The following is a 19,667-nucleotide window of genomic DNA, read 5'->3' on the forward strand; positions in this document are numbered from 1 at the left end:
TTAATCGCTAAGTTCTCCACATTATTATACCAGTGCGCTAATTTTGTAATAGCTATAGCTTTGTCTGTGTTATTATTATAAATGTTACGTAACTGCTGGCTTAACAGATACGCTTCTTTGAGTTCAGGGTATTCTTTAAAAAGGATTGCAGCTCTTTCTTTTTGGCTCTCACTCGATTTGTATTGACTTTTGTAAAGCAAAAAACGACTTCTTGTTAGTAATTGTTTGGCGGTATCACCGTTAGAAAAGTCTTCGGTAATAAATTTAGTTTTATTGAGCTTTGCTTGAGTTATAGCTTCATTTTCTCTGTCTAATGCTTCCCATTTTAGTTTGATTCGGATTTCTTGTACTGCTTCTAAAGCTACTTTTTGAACATGGAATCGGTCTGTTACTTGTTTTGCTTTTGGAAAAACTTTTCTAGCTATCAATTTCATGCTATTAGCTATGTCAAGAGTGATTTCAATAACTTGGTTTCTTTTATAAGAGCTAATTCTTTGGAGATGATTTATCACAGTCTCAGATTTAGTTCCAGCAACAATAGCTACTATCGCTCCTTTTTTACCTTTTGCTTCTTTATTTGTTACAACAGTATAAAGTTCTCCCATTGATAAATTTACTTCGTCAATGGATAAATATTGCCCCATATTTTCGGGGAATATTAGCCAGGTATTAGCATGCTCACCCTGTTCCCAGGTAGAGAAGTTACTGAGATGTTTTTTGTATTGACGTTGTAGCTTCTTTCCATTGACTCCAAAGAAAAATCCTATAGTGTGACAATCGTTTGCTTTAGTATCGATTAATGTCTTTTAAAAAATCCGCAAACTCTTGAGTCATGAGGGTTCCTTGGGCAATAATATTCCAATCACGTTGAATTATTTCTTGAGATTCTTTATCCGTCCATCTTCGTCTTTTAATGTGTAGATAAACGAATTTACCTCTCAGTGGAAAATCTTGAATAGTAATTTCATTTAGAAATCCTTTTGAGATAAGTTGAAGGTCGTTATACTCTTTTGGTGGAGTGTTTTTCTCTTCAAAGAAGAGATGCATCTTCTCTTGCTCGATTTTAGTGTTTACCAAATCAAAGTGTTCTAAAATCAATTCAGGAAGTATGAGTTTAAGAAGTTCTATATAATTTTCCAAGTCTTATTTTTTTCTGTAAATCTCGGGAATATTTAATTCCTCCCCAACTTTTGAGATTGATCCCCGATATGACATAATTGATTAAGAACCAAAATTATATAATTGTTTGATATCCAATAAACGCTATATTTGGAAAAATATCAATTTAAATAGGATTGAAATTATTTAAAAATCAAGAAAACATGATCTATAATAAAATTAAAAACAAGACGCTTATTTTAAAAATAATGCCGTCTCTTATTTTTATTTTTTTTACCTCAATAACGCAAGCACAAACGCTCAAGGTTGGACCCCGAATACAAAAAACACAAAACATGTATTGGGAAAACGGAATTTCTGCCCAATATAGCTTTGAAAATTTCAAACCAAATCAATTTTTTGTCGGTTTTGATTTTGTATCATCCAGACTGGGAACGGCCTTTAGTTCAAATGCGATCAAGCAGGATAGTTACCTGCTATCCGGGAGTTGGCATTTCAACAAAAACAAACCCTACCATTTCGTAACAAGACTAAATGCAGGTTATTTCTATTCCGATTTAGAGGAAGATATGTTCAAAGAAATTCCGAACACTGCTTTTCTTCTTTCACCAGAAATCGGTTTTTCATACGATTTTAAAAAATTGCCCATTTCACTAAATGTGGGTACAGGCTATTACATCATTACCGAAAAGGACGGCTATTCTCCTGGAACCTTACAGCCGCTTTACTTTCACCTTGATATTTATTACACGCTTACTAAACAAAAAAATAATGAATAAGTCAAACCTATTAATCGTATTCTTAATCGCAATAGTATCGTATTCATGCAGCGATCCAGCTATTACCGATGATTTATTAGATGGTAATGTCATTTTCGATCCGTCATTATATAATCCCGAACAATTCTTAGTGTCTGCAAAATACCCTAATCCCACGGCAGCTGATTTAGATAAACATATCATACTTGCTATTCATGGCTATTCGGCCACCACTTTTGAGTGGCAAGAATTTGCGGACTGGTCAGCTCCGTCTTCTTCCTATAGAATTTCGCAGGTTTTACTGGATGGTCACGGAAGAGACTATGAGTCGTTTAAAGCTTCCAAATGGCAAGACTGGAGCTCAGCTATTACAAAAGAATATGAAAAATTAGAGGCGCTCGGATACACTAAAATCAGTATGGTAGGCTCTTCAACAGGAGGGACCCTACTTTTAGAATTAATAAATTCCGGTTATTTTAATTCGCATCTGCATCCACAAAATTTATTTTTAGTGGATGCAATCGTGGTTCCTTCCGTTAAACTGCAGTCAGTTGTTGGTTTAATTGGTCCCATGTTGGTCTTTACGGAGGTAGACCAGACTTCTGAAGAGAATAAATATTGGTATCGATTTAGACCACAGGAGACAATTACTGAACTAAATGACGTAATGAAAGTGGTGCGTAAAGATTTAGAAGATGGCGTAAAACTTCCAACCGGCACGTACTTAAAAGCATTTCATTCCTTGCACGATCCGGTAGCAAGTTCGACAAGTTCCGTATTAATTTACAAAGGTTTAAAAACGAGTTCCGGAGCCAATATCGATGTACAATTGATGGATTCTGACATTCACGTTTTTACACGATTGAATTTGCGTTCTGATACTACACCTTTACAAAAGGCCAATCAGCTGGATGCTTTTTCACAAATTGCAACTAAACTGAAATAGCATTAAAATGTCTCTAAGGAATAATTACAGAATACACATTGAACTTTTTTGACTATTGTTTTATTTCAGTATTTAAATTCAACTGAAACAGGAAAGTTTAGACTTAATGACAGCGGTTGGATTCCCTTTCTTAAGATCAAATGCCGTTCAAAAACTGGCTTTATATCCTGAAATGACAATCAGACTACTCAAAAAATATAACGACTGTTAATCATAGCGCCGATAGTTATTGGGAGGAGCTTTTATAAAAAAGACTTTACAGCAATGTAAGGTCTTTTTTGTTTTTTAGCCATAGTGAAATCAGTATTTCATGCTGTTTTATTGAAAAAGGGGAAGATTTGTCATTTGAAAAGTTTGACAGGTTTTATGATAAAAAAAGGTACCCATTGCGGTACCCATCTAAAATCTCGAGGTTCCCATTTTAAAATTGCAAATTCTTATGCCAATTGTTTAACTCAAAAACCAATTGGAAACATGCACCAAGAAAAAATTACCATTCTAGTCTTACTGCAGGAATATCCATTTCTTATCACTGTTCAGTTTAAAAGTACCAATGTGCTCCTTATTCCATTCTTGCGGCCCTATCAACGAAAGAAAGTTCGCCCCTGCTGCATCGCGATACAAATGATAGATTTCGCCCACCACGGGCTCAAATGAAAATTTAGCGTTATAAACTAATTCGTTCCACTCATATTCCTCCATTAGGTTTTCATATTGCATTTTGAGTTCATTAAACTTATTTTCAAACTCTTTGTTTACATTACTAATCCCTCTGCTTTTCCACGACACCACATCGTCCACTCTAATTGCTGGTGCACCTACATTTGTAGCATAAGGCAATATATTTGCATTAAATCCAGCTTCATCTGAATACACAACGTTATCGGGTCTTTTACTTTTCATGTTCTTTATATTTAATTGAATCCAACGAATTATTTATCAATCGCTAAATTATTTTTTGTTTAATAATTTTACAACAAAGTTAAACAAAAGTAATTAATCTCCATTTGAGAAATTTAATAATTTAAAAAAGAAATAATGTATTAATCAAAATCTGTATGACTCTTTACAATAATCACGCTGATTTAATTTAAAACCAAGCGGGTATTCCCCATCGATAAGCAATCACAAACTTCACCTCTAACTAAAAGAAATAGCAATCCTAAGCAAAATAAAAACAGGAATAGATGAAAACTAAAAGACTACAAAAACAGACTAATAGTGTTGTTCATTAAATAATCAATAACTTGCTTGATATTAAGCTGAGCTTGTTTCAACCAGAAGACACCTAATCTTTCATAGAGTAGAACCGCTTTAGTATAATTATAAACGAGTTACAGTACCTTTAAGAACTATTAGACAAAACAAAATGACAAGATTAATATTTATTATCGCGCTTTCAATAACCCTCTTCAGTTGCAATAATCAAAAAGAAAAACAACAAGAGCGTGAGATTAAGGCTAAGGAATTACAGCTGAAAGAAAAAGAAATTCCCGCAGAAAATCCAGACACACAAATCCCGCCAATCGTTACAAAAAACACAGAACAATCTAAAAACAGGAAACTAAGATTTTTGTATTATTCTAAACAGGGCTTGCGTGCCTATTATAATGATGGAAGCGTTATAGATTGTCCAAGATGTGAATTGACACAAGAAAACGTCCTATCAATTCAAAATAATACAGAAGAAAAAGGAGTACTAACCTATGTAATCGAAAAGGACGGAAATTTACTCGTTGACGGTTGGAAACATGAATATCCAGTGGTCAATATGAATGAAAATTTTGAGGGCTGGGCAATGATCAATTATAAATGGTTCGTTAAATACTAAGTCCTAAATTCACCAACTTTTAATAACCACTAGCTATCTAAATAAATTGAGGCGCTTAACTCCTGAAAAAACATCTTATTCTAGGAGCTATTCCTGCCTTACATTTCATTCTTATTTACAGCCTTTGCTTTTCTACAGCATAAAAGTAGCTTCTTACAGTCGCTCTTTTATACCTAGAAAATCAGCAGCCTCTTGCATAAGGAATTCCATTGCAGTCAGGGCTAAGGGGAGTTGATTAAAAGAGAATTTGATATTCTAATTAAAGTCTATTCAATTTAAAAAACATTGTTTTTTTACTACTTTAAAATTACAAAACGTAAAAAGTGATAAGACCTCAAAACGTGGCACTTGTTCAGAATAAACCTATATATTTGTAAAGCTTAAAAATAAAAACATGGTAGAATGCTCATTCTATATAGAAAGAGTATATACGAGAAACGAAGGTTAAGAATGAAAAAAGTTGAAGTAGTCGCAGCGATCATATATTTTGAAAATAATATTCTCTGTGTTCAAAGACCTAAAAACAAACTCAGTTACATATCAGAGAAGTTTGAGTTTCCTGGTGGTAAAATTGAACAAGGTGAAACACAAAAAGAAGCCTTAAAGCGTGAATTACTAGAAGAACTTGATATTGTAACAGATATTAAATCTTTATTTCTTACAGTTGTTCATCAATACCCAGATTTTGAATTAACGATGCACAGTTTTATTTGTGAAGCTAAATCTAAAGAACTTATCCTAAACGAACACATTGCACAAGAATGGTTAAGTGTAAGTGAACTTAGTAAACTTGATTGGGCGGCAGCTGATATTCCGATAGTAAATAAATTGATAATGAATGGATAAGTTAATTCAAATTTTCAATTCCAGTCTACAAACTGGTTATATAGATAAAAATGTTTTATCTGATGCAGCTTATCAACCGGAATTACTCGTAAATCAAAAAAATCCACCCAAAAAAGTTCTTTCAACAATTATTCAAGAACTTGAAAATTGTAACCAGTTTTATATCTCCGTTGCATTTGTTACAGCAAGTGGAGTTGCAACAATAATTAACAAATTAAAAGAATTAGAAAATCGTGAAATAAAAGGCCAAATTTTAGTTTCACAATATCTGAATTTTACCCAACCAGAAGCATTAAAGAGGTTATTACGTTTTAAAAATATTGACTTAAGAATTGCTACAACTGGAAACGCGCATGCAAAAGGCTACATTTTTAAAAATAATGATCATTACAATCTAATTGTTGGTAGTAGTAATTTAACAGCCCAAGCCTTATCAACTAACAAGGAATGGAATATTAAAGTCTCGGCCTTAGATGAAAGTGGTTTAGTTGAAAATGTACTCGGTGAATTTCAAACTGATTTTGAAAAAGCAATACCAGTTACAACTGATTATATTTTACGTTACGAAGAAATTTATAAAAAGCAATTTCTAACAAGTAAAATTGAAGGATTAAATGAAATTCTAACAAAAATAACTCCTAATGATATGCAGATTGAGGCATTGGGAAATTTAGAAAATTTACGAAAAGATAAAAAAAATAAAGCTTTAATAATATCTGCAACAGGAACAGGAAAAACTTATTTGTCAGCATTCGATGCAAAAGCATTTAATCCTAAAAAGTTGCTTTTTGTAGTACATCGATTGACCATTGCAAAAGACTCATTAAAGACCTTTCAAAAAGTTTTTGAAAAAAACAAAACAATGGGTTTGTATTCTGGTGAAAAACGAGACTTAGAATGTGATTTCGTGTTCTCAACAATTCAAACAATTTCAAAATCAGCACATCTTGAAAACTTTGCAAAAGATCATTTCGATTACATAATCATTGATGAAACTCATAGATCTGGTGCAGATTCTTATTTGCGTTTAATAGATTATTTTGAACCAAAGTTTCTCTTGGGAATGACTGCAACTCCTGAAAGAACTGATGGGAATGACATTTTTCAATTATTTGATCATAATATTGCTTACGAAATTAGATTAAATAGAGCAATGGAAGAAGAAATGCTTAGTCCATTTCACTATTACGGAGTAACTGATTTACTAATTGATCATAATGAGATAGACAATAAATCAGATTTTAATCTATTAGTTTCCAGTGAAAGAGTTAACAGGGTAATTGAGCAAGCGCAATTCTACGGAAGTGACAACGGTATAACTAGAGGTTTAATCTTTTGTTCAAGAAAAAAAGAAGCAATTGAACTCTCTAATTTATTTAATTTAAATGGAATAAAAACAGTTGCCTTAACTGGTGATAGTACAGAAGAAGAAAGAGCAAAAGCAATTGAAAAATTAGAATCAGATAATTTACAGGAGAAGCTCGATTACATTTTTACGGTTGATATTTTTAATGAAGGAATTGATATCCCAAAAATTAATCAAATTATAATGCTTCGCCCTACAGACTCAGCAATAATTTTTATTCAGCAACTAGGCAGAGGGTTAAGGAAAGTTGATGGAAAAAGCTATGTAACTGTTATTGATTTCATTGGAAACTACGAAAACAATTATCTGATTCCAATTGCACTTTATGGTGATACTTCATATAATAAAGATTCTCTTCGAAAATTAATTACCGAAGGCAGCAGAATGATTCCCGGTTCGTCGACAATTAATTTTGACGAAATCACTAAAGAAAAAATATTTCAATCTATTGACTCTGCAAACATGCAATTGTTTTCTGATTTGAAAAAAGATTACTACTTGTTGAAATTCAAGCTTGGTAGAATACCAATGATGATGGATTTTATAGAACATGGTTCTAGAGATCCATATTTGTATGTAAATTATGCCAATTCTTATTATAACTTCATTATTAAAGTTGAGAAGGACTTTGACTCAGAATTATCTACAGAAGAGGTTAAACTTTTAGAGCTTTTTTCTAAAGAAATAAACAACTCCAAAAGAGTTGAAGAAAGCTTAATCATCAAACTATTGATTTGTAACGGCTCTCTTTCAGGAAATATTTTAAAAGAAACTATATTAAAAAAATATCATTACACTGTTTCTGATGAAACCATTCAATCTTGCATTTCAAATCTAAATTTTGAATTCATTAGAGAAAAAAAAGAAGGTAAATTAATTTCAGTAAAAGAGATCTATAATTTTGACATTCTAAATATTAAAAATGGAAATCTATACTTTTCAAGTACATTTCTTTCATACTTAAAAAACAAAACTTTTAAGAAACACATTGCTGATTGTACAAATTATTCTATTTACGAATTTGACAAACTATTTGTTCCTAACAATTGGCAGAAAGGATTTGTACTTTATCGAAAATACTCTCGTAAAGATGTTTTTAGAATATTAAATGCTTCAGAAAATCCTGTCGCTCAAAATGTAGGAGGTTATTTAGTAAGTCCCGACAATACACACTGTCCCATTTTTGTTAACTATCATAAAGAAGAAGATATATCTGAATCAACAAAATACGAGGATAAATTTGTAAATAATAAAGAATTTGATTGGATGTCAAAATCAAATAGAAAGATAAATAGTAAAGATGTTCAATCTATTTTAGGAAAAAACGGAGCGATTAGAATTCCTCTTTTTATCAAAAAAAACAATGATGAAGGAATGGACTTTTATTATATGGGAGAAGTGAGTCCTGAAATGAATCAGATTGAGCAAACCACGATGGGTAATGATAAAGGGAAACAAGTTTCAGTTGTAAAAATCCGCTTTAATTTAGCTAATCCGGTTTCGACTTCGATGTATAATTATTTAGAAGAAAAAGTAAAGGTTAAAACTCTAAAATCTCAAAAGAAACCAGAAAAGAAAATTGAAAAGAAAGAGCTTCAATCAACTATAGATTTTGAACCAATTTTACAGAATCCAATCCCTTTATATGATTTCTATGCAGCAGCTGGAACATTTAGTGAGATTCAATCTGAAAAAGAATTTACACTAATTGAAGGACCAGTAAACTCTAAAAGCGACTATTTTGCATGTAAAATAATTGGAGAATCAATGAGTAGAGTCATTCCAAATGGTTCGGTTTGTTTATTTAAACCTTATACTGGTGGTAGTAGAAACGGTAAAATAGTTTTAGTTGAGAATATTGATATTCAAGATCAAGATTTCAATTCTGCTTTTACGATTAAGACATACTCAAGCGAAAAAATAATATCTGAAGAAGGTTGGGAACATACTTCGATTGTTTTGAGACCAAATTCCTTTGACGATTCTTATAAAAACATAATTATTAATCAAGAGAACGGTGATTCTATGAGAGTTGTTGGAGAGTTTGTTTCAATTATTACCACTAATAGTTAAATTAATGATTCAATCTCAAAATATTCATTCAAATATTTTAAAGCAACTTCCGCTCGCAAAAAGTTAAAGTCTTAGACCACACTTCTTTTATTGTTGTGAATGTCCCATTATTTCCTTTAAAATTCCGTATCTTTAAATTAAAACAATATTATGTGGGATAAATTTCGATACTTGTGCAATTCATTGACGGTTTACGGTTTATATTTTGACCTGCGATACAATCGTAGAAAATACATTAGAGTACGTTTCTTATAACGGAGCACTAATTCATAATACTATCTACTCTTTATGAAAAGAGCAAACTAACTTTAGTTTATAGGAGACTTCTCTGCTTTTAATAGTATCCATTTTTTGTCACTATTTAGTTTAAATGTACCAATGTGTCCCTTATTCCATTCCTATTCTTCCATCAATTCCAACTTTTGATATTGAATTTTCAGTTCGTTGAATTTATTTCCTAGCTCTTTGTTTACATTATCAATACCTCTGCTTTTCCAAGAAACAGCATTATCAAATCTAATTACTAGAGACCCCACATTTGTTCCGTAGGGCAAAATATTGCCATTAAATCTTTCCTCAACGGAGTAGACAACATTATCGGGTATTTTACTTTTCATCTAATTTTCTTTTGATTCAAAGTATCTAAATAATTAACTACTAGTTCTCCTCGATTTACTAAATTAGATTGTTTCGCTTCTCTTCTTTTACTATCTTCGAGTATTAGGATTTATTCAAACTCGATTTAAAAAAGAAAATCATGAAAAGAATCACACCCATACTACTTTTATTGTTTTTCATTAGCTGCAAAGCACAGGAAAAACCAAACGATATTCCCATACAGGACGAAGTGATAAATTATACTTTTGAAACAGTCGCTTCAGACATTCAAAACCCTTGGGGAATGGCATGGTTGCCAGACGGAACTTTGTTAGTCACCGAAAAAAGCGGGACTCTATACCAAATCAAAAATGGAGTAAAAACGGAAATAAAAAATGTCCCTGCTGTTTACAATCGCGGACAAGGAGGATTACTCGATATTGCCGTGCATCCTGACTATGCTAAAAATGGTTGGATCTATATCACTTATGCCTCTACTGAGGGCGAAGGCGAGGGCGGAAACACTAAACTCATTCGTACTAAATTACAAAACGGAGCTTTGACACAAATCGAATCCTTATACAAATGCGAGCCTAATACGACCAAGGGACAGCATTTTGGTTCCCGAATCGTATTTGACAAAGCCGGATTTCTATATTTCTCAGCTGGAGAACGAGGTGAGCATTTTGTAAATCCACAAGATATCACGCGCGATAACGGAAAAATATACCGTTTAAATGATGATGGAAGCATTCCTAAGGACAATCCTTTTGTAGGTCAAGAAAATGCAAAAGAAGCCATTTATTGCTATGGCAACAGAAACCCACAAGGATTAGCTATAAACCCGTTTACTGGAGATCTTTGGGAACATGAACACGGTCCAAAAGGAGGTGACGAAATCAACATCATAAAAAAAGCAGCTAATTACGGCTGGCCTGTTGTTACTTACGGAATCGATTATGACAACACGACCATAAGCAAAATACAGCAGAAACCGGGAATTGAAGACCCTATTTACTATTGGCTTCCTTCTATTGCACCAAGCGGAATGGCATTTGTAACTAGTGATCGCTACCCTGACTGGAAAGGACATTTGCTTGTAGGTTCTCTAAAATTTCAATACTTAGAATTGGTGAAATTAAAAGGAAATGAAATCATTGGACGACAAAAAATTGCTACTGACATTGGGCGTTTACGAAATGTAGCTCAAGGTCCAGACGGTTATATTTACATAGGCGTGGAAGGAAAAGGAATTTTAAAAATTATTCCAAATTAAATTACCTCGAGAAAAAGTCCAAATGGTATTAGTGAAATAATAGCTACAGATTAACTGATTGTAAAAATCATTTTTTAAGCAGTGAATCTGTGGTAAAAAAATCGAAGCAGCACTTTACGCAATTAAACCTAAAGAAATTAAATTGATGATCGCTAAACTACATCTCGGAATCGCCTTGTTTGCCTCCGCTTATTTATATTATTCAAATCCAAGTGTTCTTTCAAAAACGAACTATCATCCTATTTCCCAAATCCAACAACAAACGCCTTTACAAAAAAGCATCGCAGACGGAAAAGAAGTCTATGCTGATTTTTGCATGCAATGCCATCAGGCAAACGGAAAAGGCGATGGCGCTAGTTTCCCCACTTTGGACGGATCCAATTGGCTTACCGAAAAAAGAACTCAGAGTATCCACGCGATAAAATTTGGATTGAATGGTCCTATTGTGGTCAATGGCAAGAAATTTAAAAGCGCCATGCCGCCCATGGGACTCAGCAATAAAGAAGTAACGGATGTGATGAATTACATCATGAATTCCTGGAGCAATAAACAAAAAAAGAGTGTTAGCCTTGAAGAAGTAGCATTGGTAAAACAGTAAGTAGGTTGAAATTACCAAAAACGTCAGTTCAGTTTATCTCGAACTTATTTCGGGAAGTGTTTTTTGTAAAATGACGGTCTTCAATGTGACCTAAAACGAAAAACAACCAACAGATGACACGGATTTGACTATTAAAAACGGACCTTATTAACTTCTTCTATTGCAATCTACGATAATCCGCTAAAATCCGTTTCATCCGCGTTCCATCATATCTATTGGAAAAATAACGGATGCAGCTCTACTTAGAACTAAACTCAAGTTATTACTTAAAAAGGTAACTCAAGCTAATTCCGCCATAATAATTACGGGGATTTCCTGGGTAATAATACCTTGGCTTGGCCTGACCAAAACCCACTGCGTTAGGCAAAATACTAGCTGCATAATGCGAATTTAACGCATTATTGACTCCCGTACTGAACTCCGTTTTCAGGCTTTTTAAAAGCGTGAAAGTATAACTAGTTTTAAGATCTAAAAGAGAATAGGCTTGCGTGTATTTTGAGTTTAGATCGTTTAGCGGCATTGCGCCCACTTTACTAAAAGCAGTGTGCAGTTTGAATCCGTTTGTAGTACTCAAATCCGCACCTACATTCCATTGTGCATCTGGTACCGCCGTGAGTTGGTTTCCAGAATAATCATTAACACCATCCACAAAATCATTGAAGGTAAAATGATTCACTACCGCCGAAAAATAAGTTGAAAGTTGGTACTGACTCGTTTGCAAGATTTGGTAATTGACAAGAAATTCCATCCCCGTATGCGAACTCGCTCCGGCATTGATTCCTATGTATTGATCTTCGGCGGTGCGTCTTGCCACCAGTAAATTAGTAATTTGAGTACTAAAGAAAGTCAACTCCGTGTATAATTTATTGTTCAGGCCATGCGCCTTCAACCCCAGTTCATAGTTCCATCCTATTTCGGGTTTTAGGTTAGTATTAATTTGTCCTTCTGGAGTAAGTGTCTCTGCTACAGACGGAGTCGAAAACCCTTTACTTATTGATGCATATATCGTTTTGGTTTTGGTAAAACTATAAGAAAGTCCCGCTCTTGGTGACCATATTTTCCCAAAGGTATAGGCGAGGTCTGGAATGGGTACCGCTTCCGCAAAAAGATCGCGCAAGGAATAGCGGGTGGTATTAAAAGCCAGGCCGGTTTCTAGATGAAGTTTTTCGGACAGCGAAAAATCCATTTGTAAAAAATAATTTTGGTAACTGCTTTTCTGTTGTTTCTTACTGAATTTGGCTCCAGCAATACTTCCTTGATTGGGCTGCGAAGCATATAAATTTTCGAAAAGAGAAAAACTATAATCGTCAAAAGCCATCTCGGTTCCCAAACTCGTTTCAAATGGTACCGACCCAATTGTGTTTTTATAATTCAAACTAGAACGGAAACCAATACTGTTACTTTCATCATCCAATATATTGAACGGTCGTGGCTCGTAGGCTTTTTTAATATTCGAAAAAACACTGGTTTTCAATGTCCATTTTGAAGACAATTGCTGACGGTAGCCCACACCCATTATCCATTTATTATAAGACTCATAGCCTTGTGACTGCGCCCAATTACTTGCTGCTTTTTCGGGATTATTATTAAAATCGTCTTCGTTAATAGAACTGGGAATATAGGCTTTGAGTTGGGTATACATTCCGATAAAGGACAATTCGCCTTTCGTATTTATCTTTTGTTTAGCTTGTAGCGTAAGTGATTTTCGGTCATAAGAGGAATTTTGGCGAAAGCCATCACTTTCTAGATGACTGTAATTAACGGAACCCATCGTGGAGGATTTGCCATAATCTACAGAAAAGTTTTGTTTCACGAGTCCAAAACTTCCATACGTTCTGCTTGATTTACCTTGCAATTCTTCAGCAGGTATTTCGCGAGCAAACAAATGGATAACACCGCCCAAACCGGAACCAAAACTGCTACTATTAGGTCCTTTTATGATTTCGATACTACCAATAGTTTCCAAATCAACATCTTCAATAGTAGATTCCCCTTCGGCAGTAGTTAACGGGATACCTTCAAAATAAGCCTTGATTTTTTGGGTTCCGTACTGAGAACGCGAGCCAATACCGCGAATACTAATTTTAACGGTGTTCAAAGCACCTTGTTGCATATACAGTCCCGGGACTTTATTGAGTACCGAGGTCAGGATAGTACCGTCACTTTTATCGAGCTCTTTTCTATTAATCACCACTATGGACGCGGCCGTATTTTGAAGCGTTGCTGCTGTAGGAGAAGCCACTATAGTTACTGCAGCAAGTGCTGTAGTGTCCTTAGTGATTTGACTAAGAATAACTCCATGATGGAATACCATAAATAGAATACCAATAAAAAAATAAGGTTTTTTGTTCACCAACATACTTTTTAATTAAGAGTAGAAAAGGGTCATAAAGTTAGGCTATTCTACTTTGAAATCAAAAACGGGGGTGGATTGAAATTATTTATGATTATATTGTAAAAGCAATACCATAGAACATAATAAATAGCCTTAAAATAGGTTTACCTTTGTAATCAAACTAGAATAATTTTATGAAAAAATACGCCATAGCATGCCTTTCTCTATCTGTTTTAACAATAGCCATCAGTTGCAATAAAAGCAAAGCTGCCGAAGAAAAAAATGAGGTGGAAAAAACAGTTGTAGTAGCCGTTGATTCTGTGAAGAAAAAGGCAGTTAGTACAATAGATACTGTTGACTATAATAAGAGAATGCTAGCTTTAAGCAATAACGACACCACGGGAAGATGGCCGGTAAAAACGCCTTATCCATTGCCGGGCGCATTATTGCCGTACAATAGAATTATCGCCTTTTACGGAAATTTATATTCTACAAGAATGGGAATTTTAGGAGAAATCCCAAGAGCCCAAATGATCAAACAACTACAAGGCGAAGTCGCTAAATGGCAGGCTGCAGACTCTACCACGACAGCAATACCAGCGTTACACTATATTGCCGTAACAGCACAAGGATCACCCGGAAGAGACAGCATGCACCGCATGCGCATGCCATTCAAACAAATCGACACGGTTCTTAAATGGGCAAAACCTATTGATGCTTTGGTATTTTTAGATATCCAAGTGGGGCACAGTACCGTTAAAGCAGAAGTAACCGAACTGGTAAAATACCTTTCCTTACCCAATGTTCATTTAGGAATTGATCCTGAATTTTCACTAAAAAACGGACATGTTCCCGGTACTAAAATTGGTAGTTTTACTGCTGATGATATCAATGACGCCATTGATATTCTGGCTAAGGTCGTTAGAGAAAACAAACTAACACCAAAAGTACTTGTCGTTCACCGTTTCACCCAAGGAATGGTAACGGACTATAAAAGAATAAAAAAACTTCCTGAAGTGCAAGTGGTGATGGATATGGACGGCTTTGGGAGCAGGGTCTTGAAAAGATCTACCTACCTGACTTATATTTATAGAGAGCCGGTGATGTTTACCGGGTTTAAATTGTTTTACAAAAATGACAATTGGAACAATTCTAAAATGTACACTCCAGAAGAATTGCTGAAATTCACACCAAAACCAAGCTACATTCAATTTCAATAAATACAGTACAATGAAAAATTATTTTGCCTGTTTGATTTTAGGACTTGTTATTTTAGAAGGTTGCCAGTCAAAAGCAGAGGAAACAAACAAAGAAGCTCCACAGCAAATAACTGTGGTAAATGAGGTTGAACAAAAAGCCGAAGTACAAAAAGTGACTAATGATGCGGCCACTATTCTTTCAAAAAAAGAAGTGCCTATTTTGTGCTACCACAACATTAAGAATTTTGATGCTAGTGCTGGTCCTATGACCAAAGTCTACACAGTAAAACCGCTAGACTTTGCAGCGCAAATGAAAGCATTATCAGAAGCAGGTTATCATACTATCTTGCCTGCGCAATTGTATGAGTATTTAGTACATGACGGACCACTACCTTCAAAACCAATCATGATTACCTTTGATGATACCCGCGGAGAACAATATACCATTGGCGCAGCCGAAATGGAAAAATATGGTTTTAAAGGCGTTTTCTTTGTCATGACTGTTTCCATTAACCGTCCCAACTATTTGACAAAAGAAGAAATAAAAAAATTATCAGATACCGGTAATGTCATAGGAGCGCATACTTGGGATCATCACATGGTTACGAAATACTCAGGCGACGACTGGAATACGCAATTAGTAAAACCAAAGGCGAAACTAGAAGAAATTACAGGAACACCCGTTACCTATTTTGCATATCCTTTTGGTTTGTGGAATAAGGCCGCGATTGTTGAAATAAAAAAGAGTGACTATGAAATGGCATTTATCCTTTCGACTAAAAGAGATTCAATAGACCCACTATACACCATCAGGCGTATGATTGTTTCTGGTACATGGAATACAGAAGGCATGATGAAAGCTACAGCGTCGACCTTCAATAAATAATTTGATTGTGTTTAACAATTAAAAATAACACTGCTTTTTTCCTAATAATTCATAGTACTACAATAAAATCCCCAAGCACTTCTTCTTAAATTCGTTTTTTAAGTTGGTTTCTAAATTACAAATGAACCGCACACCTCTGTTTTAAAGGCTTCTTGCTTTTTAGCAGCAAATAAAATGCTGTTAAATCTTAAAAAAAAAGATAAAAAAACAACTATTCTTAAATACAAAGCCAACATAAAGAGAATTATATATTTGTCTTTAATTTTGCAAGAAAAAATTCATTTGAAAGTATTAAAATCGTATTTTTAACTAAAAAACTGCAGTTTGTTTACAACAAGCTGGTTTTTTATTAATTATTCAACAACAGAGGACATGGTAAAATTAACACCTAATTTAAACCCAAGGGGATGGGATGAAATGTTTTCTAAAAATGGCGTAAGAGATTCATACCGTCAAGTATTACAAACATTAGAAAGTTTAAATCTTGAAACGTTAAATAAGAAACACAATCTGGCTTCGGATATTTTCATGAATCAAGGAATTACATTTACGGTTTACAGTGATGAAGATCAAGGAATAGAAAGGATTTTCCCGTTTGATATAATTCCCAGGATTCTTACAAAAATGGAATGGGACGAAGTAGAAACAGGAATTGCACAGCGTTTAAAAGCCCTTAATTTATTTTTAGAAGACATATACAATGACCAACTCATTGTAAAAGAAGGGATCATTCCAGCTGCACTAATAACAACCTGCCCGCATTATATGCCCGAAGTTCATGGTATTAAAGTACCTCATGACATTCATGTTCATATTGCAGGTATTGATTTAATAAGAGGAGAGAAAGGCGAATTTTATGTCTTAGAAGACAATCTAAGATGTCCTAGTGGCGTAAGTTACATGTTAGAGAATAGAGAGATCACTAAGCGAATTTTTCCAGAGATGTTTAGCGCTAACAATGTAAGTATGGTCGCTAACTATCCTATGATTCTTCATAATATCTTAGTGTCACTTTCTCCTAGAAACATTTCGACACCTAATGTGGTTTTAATGACTCCGGGGGTATATAATTCTGCTTATTACGAACATACTTTTTTAGCCAGACAAATGGGAATTCCATTAGTTGAAGGAAGAGATTTAGTAGTAAATAATGGTAAGGTTTATATGAAAACAACTTCAGGTCTTCAACAAGTTGATGTTATTTATAGACGCTTAGACGATGAATATTTAGATCCATTGGTATTTAGACCCGATAGCGCCTTGGGAGTTCCTGGTTTAATCAGTGCATACAAATTAGGTACAGTAGCCTTAGTTAATGCCGTAGGAAATGGCGTTGCTGATGATAAAGCCGTTTATGCGTATGTACCAGAAATGATTCGTTATTATCTAAATGAAGAACCTATTCTTAAAAACGTTCCTACCTACCAAATGGAAAATTTAGAAGAACGTGAGTTTGTATTTGCCGACATGGGAAATATGGTAATCAAAGAAACCAATGGAAGTGGTGGTTACGGAATGGTTATGGGAAATAAAGCCACCGAAAAAGAATTAGAAGACGCGAAAATTGCTATTGTAAAGAATCCACGAAATTTTATTGCACAGCCTATTATCCAACTCAGTACGGTTCCTTGTTTTATCGATGGAGAACTCAAACTTAGACATGTTGATTTACGACCTTACGCTTTATGTGGTCCTAACGGAGTGCAAATTGTACCTGGAGGTTTAACAAGAGTAGCCCTTACCGAAGGTTCACTTGTTGTTAACTCTTCTCAAGGTGGCGGAAGTAAGGATACCTGGATAATGAAATAGTCAATAAAATAGAACCAATAAAACAAACACTATGGAAGTAAATATGCTAAGCCGAGTTGCTGATGGGATGTTTTGGCTCAACAGATACATGGAAAGAGCAGATGGCATGTTGCTTACGCTCAACACGCTTTATATCATGTCTTTTGATCAAGAAACAAATGACTATCACGGGTATAAACCATTATTAGAAAACTATACTAATTTATCGCCTTAGGAAATATTAGCTGTACAACACAATACTAACTTTGTATTAAAGCACATTATTTGTGAAGCTACAAACACGAGCTCTGTTAAGTGTCTTATCTCTAAAGCCAGAGAAAATGCAAGAGGTTCTCAAGATAAAATTACCAAAGAATTGTGGCAACATATTAACTCTATGTATCATTTTATTAACGATCCAGAGTTACCCAAAAAACTAGAAACACCTGAAGCAATTACAGTTTTAAGTAGAATCAATAAAGATTTTTTACTTTATAATGGTATTTATCAAGTTACGATGCCAAGAGGTTTGGGCTGGTCATTTTCTAGAATTGGAAAACATATTGAAAGATGTTTGCAAACCATATCTATGACACAGTCTTATTATGAGCCTATACAATATAATCTAGAAGGCAAAGAGGATTTGCTGTATTGGAGAAAACTATTACTGTCCCTTTCTGGCTATGAATTTTATCAAAAAAGTTATAGTAACATTGCTCACAATCGCAAGGTAGTGCAGCACTTAATCTTTAATAAGGATTTTGCTCACTCCGTAATCTATACTTTAACATTACTGGAATCGTATTTAAACACCATATTAAAAGACAACAATCAAAGCGAAGCGGTAACGATGCGCAATCAATTTGGCCGACTAAAAAGCTCCTTAGAGTTTACCGATTATCACCAACTTACGAATCAACAACTAGAAGATTTACTGAAAAACACAAGAACACAAATAACTCAATTTTCGATAGATTTCTCTAAATTATTCTTCTCTTATTCCTAAAAAAAATGGCTGTTTTTAATATTGTTCATATCACGACATACCAATATAACTGGCCAATTAAAGAAAGTATTAATGAAATCAGATTGTTTCCTCATAATTTTGAAAATCAAGAGGTATTGCAATTTCAGCTTTCTATTACTAAAAACCCACAGCTAAGTATCAGTACAGATTACCACGGGAATCGTGTGGGGAATTTCAATATTATGGAGCCGCACTCAGAAATGATTGTTGAGTCTAAGATGTTAGTGCGTACAACACATTCACAAAAAATACCCGAAATAGACCATGTGAAAGTAGCAGACTTAACAACTAAACTAGAGAAAGATGTTTATTTATTAAGACTCTCGTATCCAGAAACAATTAAGAAGCAAGAAGAAATCATCAAGATCTTAAAAGAAATTGATTACAGTGACAAATCGATTATTGCCATTGCACAACAATGCAACGAATATATCTTTACTAATTTTACGTATACTAAAGGAATTACAAATATCGAAACCACAATAGATGAGATTTTAGAACATCGAAAAGGGGTTTGTCAAGACTTTGCCCTTGTCTTATTACAGCTTCTTAGAACTGCCGGTATTCCATCAAGGTATGTAAGTGGCTATATCTGTCCTAATGAAAGTGGCCTTAGAGGTGAAGGCGCAACACATGCGTGGGTAGAAATTTACTCACCTATACAAGGTTGGCTAGGTATTGATCCTACAAATAATATCTGGACCATGGACAATCATGTAAAGCTCTCCGTGGGCCTTAACTTTATCGAATGCACGCCTATTAAAGGAACGTTTAAAGGATTGGCGAAGCAAACACTATCTGTATCAGTTTCTATAGGATATGAAGACGGTAGGCATTTTGAGGAAGTAAATAATGTACAACTCCAAGATGTATCTGCTGAGTTGCAGAAAGAACTGGATTATGCTGAACAGCAGCAACAATAATAAATGCCAAAGTAAAGTAAAACTAGAATTTCAACTTAACCCAACGATAAACCCAAGCAATTAGTATATACTTCGCGATAGTCGTTTATTCTAAACCTT

The 19,667-nt window shown here is 34.3% G+C and carries 16 protein-coding genes and 1 pseudogene; 12 read left to right on the forward strand and 5 right to left on the reverse strand.

Features of this window, described 5'->3' with window-relative positions:
* Positions 1-644, reverse strand: a 644-nt coding sequence (locus QO182_RS18090) for a transposase (RefSeq protein ID WP_371563248.1), incomplete at its 3' end; no start/stop codon positions are given.
* Between the two features lie 142 nt (positions 645-786).
* Entirely contained in the window at positions 787-1,140 is a 354-nt protein-coding gene (locus QO182_RS18095; protein ID WP_371563251.1) for a transposase, read from the reverse strand.
* Between the two features lie 314 nt (positions 1,141-1,454).
* On the opposite strand from QO182_RS18095, the gene QO182_RS18100 reads away from it, so the two are divergent.
* Both QO182_RS18100 and QO182_RS18105 read left to right on the forward strand, forming a co-directional pair.
* Complete coding sequence (locus QO182_RS18100) at positions 1,455-1,898, forward strand: hypothetical protein (protein ID WP_371563254.1); 444 nt, start codon at positions 1,455-1,457, stop codon at positions 1,896-1,898.
* On the forward strand, positions 1,891-2,823 hold the full coding sequence (locus QO182_RS18105) for an alpha/beta hydrolase (protein ID WP_371563257.1): 933 nt from the start codon (positions 1,891-1,893) through the stop codon (positions 2,821-2,823). The genes QO182_RS18100 and QO182_RS18105 overlap by 8 nt, the downstream gene beginning before the upstream one ends.
* A 504-nt stretch (positions 2,824-3,327) precedes the next feature.
* Here QO182_RS18105 and QO182_RS18110 read toward each other — a convergent pair.
* Complete coding sequence (locus QO182_RS18110; protein WP_371537816.1) at positions 3,328-3,726, reverse strand: DUF2452 domain-containing protein; 399 nt, start codon at positions 3,724-3,726, stop codon at positions 3,328-3,330.
* Positions 3,727-4,192: 466 nt separating this feature from the next.
* Here QO182_RS18110 and QO182_RS18115 point away from each other — a divergent pair, with 466 nt between their 5' ends.
* From QO182_RS18115 to QO182_RS18125, 3 genes are all read left to right on the forward strand, one after another.
* Complete coding sequence (locus QO182_RS18115) at positions 4,193-4,654, forward strand: hypothetical protein (protein WP_371537818.1); 462 nt, start codon at positions 4,193-4,195, stop codon at positions 4,652-4,654.
* A 450-nt stretch (positions 4,655-5,104) separates the two neighbouring features.
* The gene (locus tag QO182_RS18120) at positions 5,105-5,500 is read left to right on the forward strand and encodes a (deoxy)nucleoside triphosphate pyrophosphohydrolase (RefSeq protein WP_371537821.1); all 396 of its coding nucleotides are present in this window, start codon (positions 5,105-5,107) and stop codon (positions 5,498-5,500) included.
* Positions 5,493-8,939, forward strand: a complete 3,447-nt coding sequence (locus QO182_RS18125) for a DUF3427 domain-containing protein (RefSeq protein WP_371537823.1) — start codon at positions 5,493-5,495, stop codon at positions 8,937-8,939. The genes QO182_RS18120 and QO182_RS18125 overlap by 8 nt, the downstream gene beginning before the upstream one ends.
* Before the next feature lie 398 nt (positions 8,940-9,337).
* Here QO182_RS18125 and QO182_RS18130 read toward each other — a convergent pair whose 3' ends face one another.
* Positions 9,338-9,556: a hypothetical protein gene (locus QO182_RS18130; protein WP_371537825.1), complete on the reverse strand. Its 219-nt coding sequence runs from the start codon at positions 9,554-9,556 to the stop codon at positions 9,338-9,340.
* Positions 9,557-9,696: 140 nt separating this feature from the next.
* Between QO182_RS18130 and QO182_RS18135 the strand changes: the two genes are divergently transcribed.
* Entirely contained in the window at positions 9,697-10,812 is a 1,116-nt protein-coding gene (locus QO182_RS18135; RefSeq protein ID WP_371537827.1) for a PQQ-dependent sugar dehydrogenase, read from the forward strand.
* A gap of 145 nt (positions 10,813-10,957) precedes the next feature.
* On the forward strand, positions 10,958-11,410 hold the full coding sequence (locus QO182_RS18140; protein WP_371563259.1) for a cytochrome c: 453 nt from the start codon (positions 10,958-10,960) through the stop codon (positions 11,408-11,410).
* Positions 11,411-11,672: 262 nt separating this feature from the next.
* On the opposite strand, the gene QO182_RS18145 is transcribed toward QO182_RS18140, so the two are convergent.
* Positions 11,673-13,763: a TonB-dependent receptor family protein gene (locus QO182_RS18145; protein WP_371563261.1), complete on the reverse strand. Its 2,091-nt coding sequence runs from the start codon at positions 13,761-13,763 to the stop codon at positions 11,673-11,675.
* 176 nt (positions 13,764-13,939) lie between these two features.
* On the opposite strand from QO182_RS18145, the gene QO182_RS18150 reads away from it, so the two are divergent.
* The 5 genes and pseudogenes from QO182_RS18150 to QO182_RS18170 all read left to right on the forward strand — a co-directional run bounded on the left by QO182_RS18150 (position 13,940) and on the right by QO182_RS18170 (position 19,568).
* Complete coding sequence (locus QO182_RS18150; protein WP_371537836.1) at positions 13,940-14,965, forward strand: hypothetical protein; 1,026 nt, start codon at positions 13,940-13,942, stop codon at positions 14,963-14,965.
* A 10-nt stretch (positions 14,966-14,975) separates the two neighbouring features.
* A complete protein-coding gene (locus tag QO182_RS18155; RefSeq protein ID WP_371563263.1) occupies positions 14,976-15,830 on the forward strand; it encodes a polysaccharide deacetylase family protein in 855 nt (284 codons plus the stop codon).
* Between the two features lie 372 nt (positions 15,831-16,202).
* Complete coding sequence (locus tag QO182_RS18160) at positions 16,203-17,639, forward strand: circularly permuted type 2 ATP-grasp protein (protein WP_371537841.1); 1,437 nt, start codon at positions 16,203-16,205, stop codon at positions 17,637-17,639.
* A 43-nt stretch (positions 17,640-17,682) separates the two neighbouring features.
* Positions 17,683-18,624, forward strand: a pseudogene (locus QO182_RS18165) (alpha-E domain-containing protein).
* A gap of 5 nt (positions 18,625-18,629) precedes the next feature.
* Positions 18,630-19,568: a transglutaminase domain-containing protein gene (locus QO182_RS18170; protein ID WP_371537846.1), complete on the forward strand. Its 939-nt coding sequence runs from the start codon at positions 18,630-18,632 to the stop codon at positions 19,566-19,568.
* Positions 19,569-19,667 lie beyond the last annotated feature (99 nt).

It is taken from the genome of Flavobacterium sp. Arc2 (assembly GCF_041431385.1).
Classification (GTDB): Bacteria; Bacteroidota; Bacteroidia; order Flavobacteriales; family Flavobacteriaceae; genus Flavobacterium.

Coding starts and splice junctions, on each gene's coding strand:
- QO182_RS18100 (WP_371563254.1), top strand. CDS start 1,455: ATGTATTGGGAAAACGGAATTTCTGCCCAATATAGCTTTGAAAATTTC.
- QO182_RS18105 (WP_371563257.1), top strand. CDS start 1,891: ATGAATAAGTCAAACCTATTAATCGTATTCTTAATCGCAATAGTATCG.
- QO182_RS18110 (WP_371537816.1), bottom strand. CDS start 3,726: ATGAAAAGTAAAAGACCCGATAACGTTGTGTATTCAGATGAAGCTGGA.
- QO182_RS18115 (WP_371537818.1), top strand. CDS start 4,193: ATGACAAGATTAATATTTATTATCGCGCTTTCAATAACCCTCTTCAGT.
- QO182_RS18120 (WP_371537821.1), top strand. CDS start 5,105: ATGAAAAAAGTTGAAGTAGTCGCAGCGATCATATATTTTGAAAATAAT.
- QO182_RS18125 (WP_371537823.1), top strand. CDS start 5,493: ATGGATAAGTTAATTCAAATTTTCAATTCCAGTCTACAAACTGGTTAT.
- QO182_RS18130 (WP_371537825.1), bottom strand. CDS start 9,556: ATGAAAAGTAAAATACCCGATAATGTTGTCTACTCCGTTGAGGAAAGA.
- QO182_RS18135 (WP_371537827.1), top strand. CDS start 9,697: ATGAAAAGAATCACACCCATACTACTTTTATTGTTTTTCATTAGCTGC.
- QO182_RS18140 (WP_371563259.1), top strand. CDS start 10,958: ATGATCGCTAAACTACATCTCGGAATCGCCTTGTTTGCCTCCGCTTAT.
- QO182_RS18150 (WP_371537836.1), top strand. CDS start 13,940: ATGAAAAAATACGCCATAGCATGCCTTTCTCTATCTGTTTTAACAATA.
- QO182_RS18155 (WP_371563263.1), top strand. CDS start 14,976: ATGAAAAATTATTTTGCCTGTTTGATTTTAGGACTTGTTATTTTAGAA.
- QO182_RS18160 (WP_371537841.1), top strand. CDS start 16,203: ATGGTAAAATTAACACCTAATTTAAACCCAAGGGGATGGGATGAAATG.
- QO182_RS18170 (WP_371537846.1), top strand. CDS start 18,630: ATGGCTGTTTTTAATATTGTTCATATCACGACATACCAATATAACTGG.